This window comes from Mucilaginibacter rubeus (assembly GCF_003286415.2).
Lineage (GTDB): Bacteria > Bacteroidota > Bacteroidia > Sphingobacteriales > Sphingobacteriaceae > Mucilaginibacter > Mucilaginibacter rubeus_A.
Genome location: NZ_CP043450.1, coordinates 800,114 through 812,050, shown reverse-complemented (window position 1 = coordinate 812,050; position 11,937 = coordinate 800,114). Strand labels below are relative to the sequence as shown.

8 protein-coding genes are annotated in these 11,937 nt (G+C 43.3%); 7 read left to right on the top strand and 1 reads right to left on the bottom strand.

The annotated features are described in order from the left end of the window. Positions 1–42: 42 nt before the first annotated feature. The 7 genes from DEO27_RS03265 (at position 43) to DEO27_RS03235 (ending at position 10,793) form a co-directional block, all read left to right on the top strand. On the top strand, positions 43–1,011 hold the full coding sequence (locus DEO27_RS03265; RefSeq protein WP_112569689.1) for a hypothetical protein: 969 nt from the start codon (positions 43–45) through the stop codon (positions 1,009–1,011). Positions 1,012–1,068: 57 nt separating this feature from the next. Then, positions 1,069–1,848 (top strand): HNH endonuclease, encoded by a 780-nt coding sequence (locus DEO27_RS03260; RefSeq protein WP_112569687.1) that lies wholly within the window; start codon positions 1,069–1,071, stop codon positions 1,846–1,848. Positions 1,849–2,299: 451 nt separating this feature from the next. Then, entirely contained in the window at positions 2,300–2,614 is a 315-nt protein-coding gene (locus tag DEO27_RS03255) for a DUF6660 family protein (RefSeq protein ID WP_112569685.1), read from the top strand. 77 nt (positions 2,615–2,691) lie between these two features. After that, positions 2,692–7,068, top strand: a complete 4,377-nt coding sequence (locus tag DEO27_RS03250; RefSeq protein WP_112569683.1) for a CusA/CzcA family heavy metal efflux RND transporter — start codon at positions 2,692–2,694, stop codon at positions 7,066–7,068. A 1-nt stretch (position 7,069) separates the two neighbouring features. Then, positions 7,070–8,257, top strand: coding sequence for an efflux RND transporter periplasmic adaptor subunit (locus tag DEO27_RS03245; RefSeq protein ID WP_112569681.1), 1,188 nt, complete (start codon positions 7,070–7,072; stop codon positions 8,255–8,257). 3 nt (positions 8,258–8,260) lie between these two features. Beyond that, positions 8,261–8,674, top strand: a complete 414-nt coding sequence (locus tag DEO27_RS03240) for a Fur family transcriptional regulator (protein ID WP_112569679.1) — start codon at positions 8,261–8,263, stop codon at positions 8,672–8,674. Between the two features lie 61 nt (positions 8,675–8,735). Further along, positions 8,736–10,793: a heavy metal translocating P-type ATPase gene (locus DEO27_RS03235; RefSeq protein WP_112569677.1), complete on the top strand. Its 2,058-nt coding sequence runs from the start codon at positions 8,736–8,738 to the stop codon at positions 10,791–10,793. A 232-nt stretch (positions 10,794–11,025) separates the two neighbouring features. On the opposite strand, the gene DEO27_RS03230 is transcribed toward DEO27_RS03235, so the two are convergent. Further along, positions 11,026–11,934 (bottom strand): SDR family oxidoreductase, encoded by a 909-nt coding sequence (locus tag DEO27_RS03230; protein WP_223818151.1) that lies wholly within the window; start codon positions 11,932–11,934, stop codon positions 11,026–11,028. Positions 11,935–11,937: the final 3 nt, after the last annotated feature.

The window sequence follows — 11,937 nt, the reverse complement described above, 5'->3', positions numbered from 1 at the left end:
GATCGATGTGTATTCGTGGATACTTAATTTATAAACTTGAATATGGACCGTAAGCTCATAGGTAGACTTGAACAGCTCAATTTATCAGCGGGTCGTAAGGTCAGGATATGTTCAATTCCAGGGTGCAGAGAACGTACCGTAAAGAATCATTGTGTGTCACAGGCTCTTATCGGATCGTTTTCAGAAGATGGCCATTTAAGAACATTGATAGTGAACCTGTGGATAACCGGAGGTCTTATGTTCAGGCAGACAGGTGTAAGAGATGTTTCCACATTTCACGGACTTTGCAACGGACATGACCATACGATCTTCAGCCCCGTTGATAGCGCCACAATGGACACGAAGAACTATCATAATCAGTTGTTATTATCGTATCGTTCGTTGCTTAATGAAAAGCTAAAGAAAACGAATAAACGTGAGGCGTATTGTATGTTCTATCAGGAACATAAGGGTTCGACCAAGACTGGCGTACAGTTGGCTAAAAGACATAGCGCGCAGTTTGAATATAATTTGCTGAGCGTCGCATCGTACGAACAACAGTTACTCGATGAAATTGCCTATCCAAAGGGCTGTTTTATTTTTAACGTCCTTGAATTTCCTTATTTCGGAGTGGCTGGCAGCGAATTGTTCAGTTATGAACCAGACGAAATAACTCATCTGAAACGTGCAAATCATTTCCGGTTCAATGTTCTGGACCCATTTGCTGATATATTTGTCCATATCGTCCCATCAAAAGAGAAGAACAAGTTAGATGTGGTTGTTGGAGCACATGAAAAGGATGAACTTGCGCTCAAATATTTCTATGATCATCTCAAAAACACAGAGCCTCTTAAATCCTTGTCCGATCTCCTTTTTTTATTCGTGGGTGATTGGGTTTGTTCAGAGACATTTTTTAGAGATTATCTTCAAGGGTATGAGCACGAGCTTGTTAAGATTTTTAGTTATACTTCTACTGTTTCGGCTACTTCTATAGCCACTTTTTACAATCTATTTACAGCACACGAAAAATGATGAAATCAATCATAGTGTATAGAGATTTTTTTATAAACTTACTTATCGCTAACTGATATGATCGATCGATCTCCTGAACTGTGTTTAGTCGCTTTTTTTCTATCGAAATTCGGGCATAATACAAATGGCAAGACTAATCCACCTGAAGAACTCGAGGTGGCCAAATGGAATGAAGCATATAGATTGTTCTATGAAAACTTGAACGCTGGAAGGACAATTATGGAATTCCAGAATACTTTGAACAATGCGCGCGATGGTTTTGATAGTCATATTCAAGGTTCCGAGCGAGCTGGCTGGAAGGACAAGCAAGGAAGACCAAGTCCGCTAACGAAGGTTTCTCAAGCGATCATGGAAAAGTTCGGAAACCTTGAGCGAACACATGTGTGGGAGTATGTCAAGGTTTTCGTAGGTAAAAAAGTTGCTAACAAGGTTTTTATTGATCTTCAAGCTATACAAGAGTCGGAGAGGAATGATGAAGTATTTTCAAAGACCGAGGGTGGCCGTATTGTAGTAACATCATTTAGATACGAGCGCAAGCCATCTTTGAGAGAAGATGCATACAAAGCTCATGGTTGTAGCTGCAGCGTTTGTGGATTCAATTTTGAGAAGGCCTATGGAGAATGGGGAAGGGATTTCATTGAGGTACACCATATCGAACCACTGGCTTCAGGCGGAGGACGATCGAGAAAGATCGATCCCAAGGTCGACCTAATAGTTTTATGTTCTAATTGCCATCGTATGGTACATCGACGAAGAGGGCTTACATTGACAATTGAAGAGTTGCGGGCGAAGCTAACGCCGGAGTACACAAAAGCAATCTCGCTTTTGTTCAATTAGAGCCTATCAGTCGTTATTCTTTTACCTAAATATTAAAAACTAATATTGTATATCCATCATTAAATTTTCAATAAATTCACTTTCGTTTTTTTGCAAACAGAAGTTTTGTATATTTGAAGTATAACGATTAATGGCCAAATCCAGTTTTGTACAAATCGTTGAATGATCTTTTAAGAGTTTATAACACATTGCAATTTAAGGACTTACAAGTGAAGTTCGATTCCCGCTCTGAGTACTTGAAAATGAGGCGATTAGGTGAAAGACACTAATCGCTTTTTTGTTGCCTAATAAATAATATCCTAAATTAATTCATCAGATTTGTGCTAAACTTGTGTAAATCCTAAAAATTCTAATAGTTTCCGACAACTTCACATAATCGCTCAAATGCAATGCCATTGCAAAAAAATAAATCTATGTACATCAGTAGATTAATTCTTTACCTTTGCAGGGAATGAAGTATTTAGCAATCATTTTCAGTGTCTACATGACAATCCTTGCCATCCTGCCTTGTCAGGATAGAGAGGATATGATTGCCAGCGTAATGCATGTGACGGTTCAAAAAAGTCATTCTGCGAACGATGAAAGAGGTCAAGAAACCTGCCCGCCTTTTTGTACTTGCTCTTGTTGCTCTACAGCAAGAACATTAACAGCAAAAATCACTATCAAAGTTTTTACGAAGTCAATCACCAGAGAATATCCCAATTATAGTACACTTGCTATTCAAGACCAGCCAATCAATATCTGGCAGCCCCCCCAAATAGGTTAATACGAAGTTCTTAGCTGTTTTCGCCTGCAATCAACTTTTGCAAGGCTATCCCTTATTCGTATTAATTTTTACAATTTATGTTTGATAAAATTATCTCGTTCTCTATCAGGAACAAGGTAACTATCGGGATTATGACACTGGTTTTAATACTGGTGGGCGTTTACTCCGCAGTCAATCTTCCGGTTGACGCGCAACCCGATATTACCAATAACCAGGTACAGATCATTACACAAGCGCCAAGCCTCGGAGCGCAAGAAGTTGAGCAGTTTATTACTGCTCCCATAGAATTATCAATGGCCAATATCGCCGGGATCATTGAGAAACGCTCGATATCCCGTTCGGGCATATCCGTTATCACCATTGTATTTAAAGATAACGTGGACATTTATTGGGCACGACAGCAAGTTAACGCCCAATTAAAAGAAGCTGAAAGTAGCATCCCCAAAGGTTTTGGTGAGCCGGTTTTGGCACCCATCACCACTGGATTAGGAGAAATATACCAATATGTTATCCATCCCAAAAAAGGGTATGAAAATAAATATACCGCTACTGACCTGCGAACATTGCAGGATTGGCTGGTCCGTACACAACTGGCAGGAACAGTTGGCGTGGCCGAGGTAAGCGGTTGGGGGGGGTACGTCAAGCAATACGAAATTGCATTAGATAATGATAAACTCAATTCGTTAGGCTTAACCATTCCTGAAATATACCAGGCACTGGAGAAGAACAATGAAAACACCGGCGGCTCCTATATCGAACAGCAAAGCAACGCTTATTTTATTCGTGGCTTAGGCCAGGTTCAAAACCTCGACGATATCCGCAAGATCGTTGTAAAAAATAGCAAAGGTTCGCCAATATTGATTCGTGATATCGCTACAGTACAATTTGGCAGCGCTACCCGCTATGGCGCAGTAACCCGTAACGGCGAGGGCGAAGTAGTTGCCGGTGTTACCCTGATGCTGAAAGGCGAAAACTTTAGCCAGGTGATCGGCAATGTTAAGGCGCGCATGGTGCAGATACAAAAGTCTCTGCCTGAAGGTGTCGTGATCGAACCATTTATTGACCGTACGGAACTGGTAGGCCGGGCTATAGGCACCGTTGAACGCAATTTATTGGAAGGTGCCCTAATCGTAATATTTGTTTTGGTGTTGCTTTTAGGCAACCTTCGTGCAGGGTTAGTAGTAGCTTCCGTTATTCCTCTGGCGATGCTGTTTGCCTTTTCCATGATGCGTTTGTTTGGAGTTTCCGGCAACCTGATGAGCTTAGGTGCAATTGATTTTGGCCTTATAGTAGATGGCGCAGTAATCATTGTTGAAAGTGTTGTCCATCACATTACTACGGGCAGCTACAAACAAAAAGGTGTGGACAAACTGTCGACCGAACAAATGGATGGTGAGGTTCGGGACAGCGCCAGTAAGTTGATGAAATCAGCGGCATTTGGGCAGATCATTATCCTGATCGTTTACCTGCCATTATTATCCCTGGTAGGAATTGAGGGCAAGATGTTCAGACCAATGGCACAAACTGTCGCCTTTGCCATATTAGGGGCATTTATTCTCTCGCTTACCTATGTGCCAATGGCAAGCGCTCTGTTTTTAAGTAAGAAAACTTCGCACAAGCCCAATATTTCCGATCGTATCATTGGTTTTCTGCAAAGGATCTATCAAAGAGCATTAATCATAATCCTTAGAGCCAAAGTAATAACGGTAACTATCGTATTTATCCTGTTTGGCATAGCTATCTGGGCATTCAGCAGAATGGGTGGTGAATTTATTCCTACACTCGAAGAAGGTGACCTAACTGTTGAAATATCTATGATGCAAGGCACTTCCTTAACCGAAGTAGTTAAAACTTTTGGCAAAGCCGAAAAAATCCTCAAAGACCAATTTCCTGAAGTAAAGCAAGCAGTTACCCGTATCGGCAGTTCAGAAATACCGACTGACCCTATGCCGATGGAAAAGGGTGATATGATGTTAGCCATGAAGCCTAAAGCGGAATGGAAGACGGCAAAAACCTGCGAAGAAATGACAGAGAAAATGGAAGCGGCATTATCCGTTATTCCAGGCATTAACGTGGAGATTTCACAGCCCATGCAAATGCGTTTTAATGAGTTGATGACCGGTATCCGCCAGGATGTAGCCATAAAGATATATGGCGACGACCTCGACGTATTAGCGACCCAAGCCAATAATATAGCCAAATTGATCGACTATATTAAAGGCGTACGGGAACCTTATGTAGAAAAAGTAAGCGGTTTACCACAGATACAGGTCGCCTATAACCGTGATAAGATGGCGCAGTACGGTTTAAATATAAGTGATGTAAATATGATCCTCAAAACCGCTTTCGCAGGAAGCGTAGCAGGTGTGGTATTCGAGGGAGAAAAACGTTTCGACATGGTTGTTCGCTTAAACCGTGACCTACGAGAAAATATCTCCGGTGTAGAAAACCTGCTTATCCCTTTGCCATCCGGTAACAAAGTGCCTTTGAGCCAGGTCGCTGACATTTCTTTCAAAGATGCACCGGCACAGGTTTCGCGAGAAGATGGGAAGCGCCGTATCTATGTAGGCTTTAATGTAAAGGATCGTGATGTAGAATCAACTGTTAAGGAAATTCAGGTCAAGCTAAATAATAGTTTGAAACTACCATCCGGTTATTACTTAACCTATGGCGGTCAATTCCAGAATTTGCAGGCAGCTAAAGCAAGGTTATCTATAGCTGTTCCCGCAGCCTTGCTGTTTATATTGATCCTGCTTTATGTAACCTTTCGTTCAATAAAAGAAAGCTTGCTGATTTTTACGGCGGTGCCATTAGCTTCAATGGGTGGCGTGGCTGCTTTGCTGTTACGTGGTATGCCTTTTAGTATATCGGCCGGGGTTGGTTTTATTGCCTTGTTTGGCGTAGCGGTACTCAATGGTATTGTACTGATCGGCTATTTCAACCAGTTAAAAGAAGAAGGCTGGGATAATATCTATGATAGGGTCTTAGAGGGGACAAAAACACGGTTACGGCCTGTGTTGATGACTGCCTCGGTAGCTTCTTTGGGTTTTTTGCCGATGGCTTTATCATCCAGCGCCGGTGCGGAAGTTCAAAAGCCATTAGCTACCGTTGTGATCGGGGGATTAATTACTGCAACATTTTTAACGCTGTTCGTATTGCCTTGCCTTTATCTTTTATTCAACCGCAAGGAAACGATTCGCATTAAAGCGCCAAAAGTCTTAGTAGCACTGTTTATCATTGGTGGTGCGTTGCTTTTACAACCGAGTCGCTCACAAGCGCAAGGCAACCCACCTTTGACGTTGGATAGCGCCATTGCGAAAGCGCTGCGCAATAACTTGCAAATACGCTCTGCCAGACTTTCCGTAGAACAAAGCCGCGTCCTGCAAAAATCAGGTACTGATATTCCAAAAACCGACCTCACCATAACGCAAGACCCAACCAGCGGGGGCAATATAGATAATGCCATCGGTATCACCCAAAATATTGCCTGGCCGGGTTTATATAAAAACCAGCGAAAGTTATTAAATCAGCAAACGATACTTGCAGAGCGGACTGGTGATATTGCCCGCATGGAAGTCACCCGTAATGTCCGTAATGCTTACTATGCCTATCTCCTTAACCGGGAAATGCTGCGCATATTAAACTACCAGGACAGCATTTATAACGGTTTCGTGAAACGTGCCGTGGTCAGGTTAAAGACCGGTGAAACTTCTAACTTGGAATTGTTCAGCGCCAAAAATAAATACCAGGAGGTGCAGGCCTTGAAAATAGGCATACAAGCTGATCTGAAAAGCAATGAGTTGGCTTTAAAGCAACTGCTGAATACGAATGAACCTATTTTGATAGCAGAAAGTAAATTACCGCTGCTTTTAACCACACCCAACGACACCATCAATACCAGTGGTAATGCGCAGGTGAATGCGGAGCTACAAAACATTGAAGTGGCCAATGCCCGTATTGCGGTCGAAAAATCGAAAGGAATGCCTGACCTAAAGCTTGGCTACAATCAACAATTGCTGATCTCCGGATTTAACCCGGCTGGTATTGACCGTAGTTATTTCCCCGGTACCCGCATCGCCGGTATTCAGTTCGGAGTAGCGTTGCCAATTTTCAATGGGGCCAACCGTTCCCGCGTAAAGGCCGAGAAAATATCCGGCCAGATCGCCCAGGCAAATTATCAAAATGCGCAGAGCCAGGTGCGGCTACAATACGAGCAGGAAATACAGCAATACCAAAAATTCAGGCAGGCAGTCGATTATTACACCAGCGGAGGTCTAAAACAAGCCGATGAGCAACTACGCATTACGCAAGTTTCTTTTAACCTGGGTGAGATCGGTTATATCGAATATATTCAAAACATATCTGCCGCCGTGCAAACCAAATTAGCTTATGTCGAAGCGGTTAGCCGATTGAACCAGTCTGCTATTCAATTACAATATTTAAGAGGAGAATAACATGAATTATCAAGCATATAAAATATACGGAGCCATTCTGCTGATCGCAGGGGCGCTATTGACTTCCTGTTCGGGAGGTTCAGAAAACAAAGAGAAGGAAAGCCCTAAAGCAGAGACTAAGGATAAAGAAAACGGATTGGAACTATCTGATGCGCAGATGAAATCTGTAGGTATTACCATAGGCCCGATTGAGCAAAAGAACCTGGATGCCGTCGTCAAGGCTAATGGACAATTGGCCGTACCACCGCAAAACAAAGCCGATGTCAGTATCCTGTCGGGCGGAATCATTGGCAATATTAACGTACTGGAAGGTCAGCAAGTGCAAAAGGGTCAGGTATTGGCAACGATCAAAAACCAGGACTTAATCAAAATACAGCAGGATTATTTGGCAGCTAAGAACAACTTCACCTATGTACAGGCAGAATATGACCGCCAGAGTCAATTGAAAGCCGCAGGTGCAGGTACCGGTAAGTCCTTTCAATCTTCAGAAGCGACCTACAACGCGGAGCGTTCCCGGCTTACGGCCTACGAAAGCCAATTAAGGCAATTGGGGGTCTCCCCAGGCAGAATCACCAGCGGCAATATCGTTTCCCAATTCCCTGTTTTATCGCCTATTAGCGGTACAGTTGGTACGATTACTGCAAATACAGGCGCATTTGTTCAACCGGGTACCTCTATTATGGAAGTGGTAGACAATTCCAAGATTCATTGCGATCTGACCGTTTTTGAAAAAGACCTGATGGCGGTCAAAGTTGGTCAGAAAGTAAGCTTCCAATTGACAAACCAAAATAACCAGGTCATCAATGGCACCATCAATGGAATCAATAAATCATTTGAAAATGAAAGTAAAGGTGTAATTGTTCACGCGGTCATTAACAACAAAGCGCATCAGAACCTGATTCCCGGCATGTATGTTACCGCGCTTATCAGTACCGGCAGCAAGCTAACCGATGCGGTGCCTGTCGATGCGGTAGTTCGCTCGGAAGGAAAGCAATACATTTTTATTACCGCAACCCATGCCAAAGATGGCAAGACCATTTTTACAAAAACTGAAGTTACAACGGGTGTAGCCGAACTCGGCTATATCCAGATTACCCCTTTAAGTGCTTTACCTGCCGGAGTGCAGATCGCCACTAAAGGGGCATTTTATTTACAATCAAAAGCGGCAGGCAGCGGCGAAGAAGAATAAGCCATGAAGGAATTAGAAAAGCAATTACAGGAAAAACAGATCAAGCCAACCGCAATGCGGTTGGTTGTGCTGGACTATTTGCTGAAGCAAACCAGCGCAGTAAGCCTGACTGACATGGAGGTTAGCCTAAAAAAAACAGATCGGGTGACTTTATACCGAACCGTTAAAACTTTTGAAGAACACGGATTAGTGCACCGGGTCGAAGATGGCACAGGAGTCACCAAATTCGCCCTCTGCCAGCCGGATTGCACAGCCAATGGCCACCATGACCTGCACATACATTTTTATTGCATTAATTGTAAAGAAACACATTGCCTGCCAAGAACCCATATACCGGAAATTATGCTACCGGACGGCTATGACAGGCAGGAGATCAACCTTTTAGTAAAAGGGCTATGTGCAGCATGTAAGAAATAATGCACTACGATTGCAGGCGGTGCCCGCTTAATTTTGATAAAATAATAATGAATCAGAACCTATGAAAAAGGAACAGCATAAAGAAAAACCCATCGATGCAAAGCAACCGAGGATTGATATATCACCGGCAAAAGAAAAAGAAGAAAAGCACGATCATCAACACGACGAGAACGAAGCGGGGCACGAACATGGTGGCATCTTTGGCAAGAATACCGAATTAATATTTGCGATCCTTTCAGGTGTGTTCCTGGCTTTAGGATTCGGACTATCATATATCCATTCTTTACCACCGTTAACCAGTACGATCTTATATGCCATTGGATATTTCTTTGGCGGATTCTTTACCACCAAAGAAGCTTTCGAGGCTATCAGCAAAGGTCAGTTTGAAATAGACTTTTTAATGCTGATCGCTGCTGTTGGTGCAGCATTTCTGGGCCAATGGGCAGAGGGCGCATTGTTGTTATTCCTGTTTAGTTTCGGCCATTCGCTGGAACATTACGCAATGGGCAAAGCGACCAAATCAATCGCCGCATTAGCCGACCTCGCTCCAAAAACGGCTATTGTGCGCCGGGATGGCAAGGAATCCGAGGTTCCTATCGAAGAATTGGTTTTAGGCGATATTATCATCATTAAACCTAACAGTAAGATATCTGCTGATGGGGCGGTTATTAAAGGCGAAAGCAGTGTAAACCAAGCGCCGATTACGGGTGAAAGCGTACCGGTAGATAAATCCCCAGTTAGCGACCCTGAAAAAGATTATGATGATAAATCTCTGAAAGCTGAGAACAAGGTGTTTGCCGGAACAATTAACGGCAGCCAGGTACTCGAAGTTAAAGTAACAAGATTGGCAGCTGATTCCACGCTATCCAGGTTAGTTAAACTGGTGAATGATACGGAGGCGCAAAAATCACCTACCCAATTATTTACGGATAAACTTCAAAAGTATTATGTTCCGGCTGTACTTATCCTGGTCGTGATCCTGTTATTCGCCTATCTCGTTATTGATGAACCGTTCAGTAAAAGCTTTTATAGGGCGATGGCAGTATTAGTTGCTGCCAGTCCGTGTGCGTTAGCGATCTCTACGCCAAGTGCCGTGTTGAGCGCCATAGCCCGCGCAGCACGTAGTGGAGTACTCATCAAAGGTGGCGGCCCATTAGAGCAATTGGGGGGCTTAACAGCTATTGCTTTTGATAAAACAGGTACGCTTACAGAAGGTAAGCCACAATTAACAGGTGTAGTCGCTTTAGGGAAATTGTCGGAAGATGAAGTTTTAGAAATTGCCATTGCTGTCGAAAAGCTAAGCGATCACCCATTAGCTGCTGCCATCGTTAAAGGCGGTTTGGAACGTTTAAAGCAAAAAGATATTCCGTCTGCTAAAAACCTGCAAGCTGTTACCGGGCATGGCGTAAAAGCTACTGTAGGCAATAAAAAGATTGTCATCGGCAATCGCAGCCTTTTTAAAAAACTATCAGATGAAATAAACAAACAGGTTGAAAAGCTTGAGAATGAGGGAAACACAACCATGTTGATTGAACAGGACGGTGAAATTATCGGAATGATAGCCTTAATGGATGTGCCTCGTAAAGAAGCGAAAAAGACGTTAGCTGAATTAAAAGAATTGGGTATTAAGCGAATGATTATGCTAACTGGTGATAATCAGCAGGTAGCTGAAGCTGTTGCTAAGCGAATAGGAATCACTGATGCTATGGGCGGTTTGCTGCCTGAAGATAAAGTAAAAGCAATTGAAGATCTCATCAAAAGGGAAAAGCAGGTTGCCATGATCGGTGATGGTGTGAATGATGCTCCTGCGATGGCGAAAAGTACTGTTGGCATAGCAATGGGGGCGGCAGGTTCCGATGTGGCTTTAGAAACAGCAGATATTGCTTTGATGGCTGATCGACTGGATAACCTGCCGTTTGCTATTGGGCTAAGCCGCCAATCCCGCCGAGTGATTAAACAAAACCTTGTGATCAGTTTGGGTATGGTGGCTGTTTTAATACCATTAACTATTTTGGGCATATCGGGCATTGGGCCGGCGGTAATCGGGCACGAGGGTTCAACGCTGGTGGTTGTGTTTAATGGTTTACGATTATTGGTTTATCAAAATGGTCGTAAATAATTAGTAAATCAGAAACGAAATGATTCGATAAACTTCCCTTCGTCTATCTCATTTCATGCGTTTAAACGCCCTAAAAGCTCAATGTCTTCTAAAAAATGGCCCGAAATTTGTATCGTATGGTGTACAAAAGCCCTGATACATGCCTGTATCGGGGCTTTTTATTTTTAATACTTCTGCGATAATTGTGGAGTAAACTCCGTCACGATAATTAAGACGAACATTAAATTCACCCCTACGCCGACCGCGTAGCTTTCTCAATGTTATCCCACATTTCGTCCGGTATAGCTTCAAACCCGCTGAATTGACCGGCCCCTTGTAGCCACTCCCCGCCATCGATAGTAATTACTTCTCCGTTGATATATCCTGAAAAATCAGATATTAAAAAGGCGGCCAGGTTTGCCAACTCCTGGTGTTCCCCTACCCGTTTAAGCGGAACCCTGTTTTTAAAATCGAACTTCTGGGCCATATCTCCGGGCAACAGCCTTTCCCATGCCCCTTTGGTAGGAAACGGCCCCGGCGCAATGGCGTTGGCTCGGATACCATGCCTGCCCCATTCAACTGCTAAAGACCTTGTCATGGCCAGTACACCGCCCTTAGCACAGGCCGACGGCACAACATAAGCCGAACCTGTAAAGGCATAAGTGGTAATAATATTCAATATAGTACCGGGCATTTTCTCCCTGATCCAATATTTACCCAAGGCCAGCGAACAATTGGCCGAACCTTTTAAAACGATATCAATGATGGTTGAAAATGCATTTGCTGATAAACGCTCAGTAGGCGAAATGAAATTACCTGCTGCATTATTCAACAGTGCGTCAACTTGTCCAAACTCTTCAACGGCTTGTTGCAGCATCTTTTCAACTTCATCATATTTCCGCACATCGCAGGCTATTGGCAGTACCTTACCACCGGTTTCTGCCTTCATTTCAGAAGCTGTTTGCTGCAGTACTTCTAATTTACGGCTTGTGATTACCAGGTTAGCTCCTAAATGCAAAAAGTAAGTCCCCATTGCCTTGCCCAAACCTGTTCCTCCCCCGGTTACAATAATGGTTTTACCTTTCAGGGCGTCATCCCTTAACATTCCGCTTTTTGCAGGATTATGGTTTGCTGAATCATTTAAAGTTGTCGGATCGGTCATCGT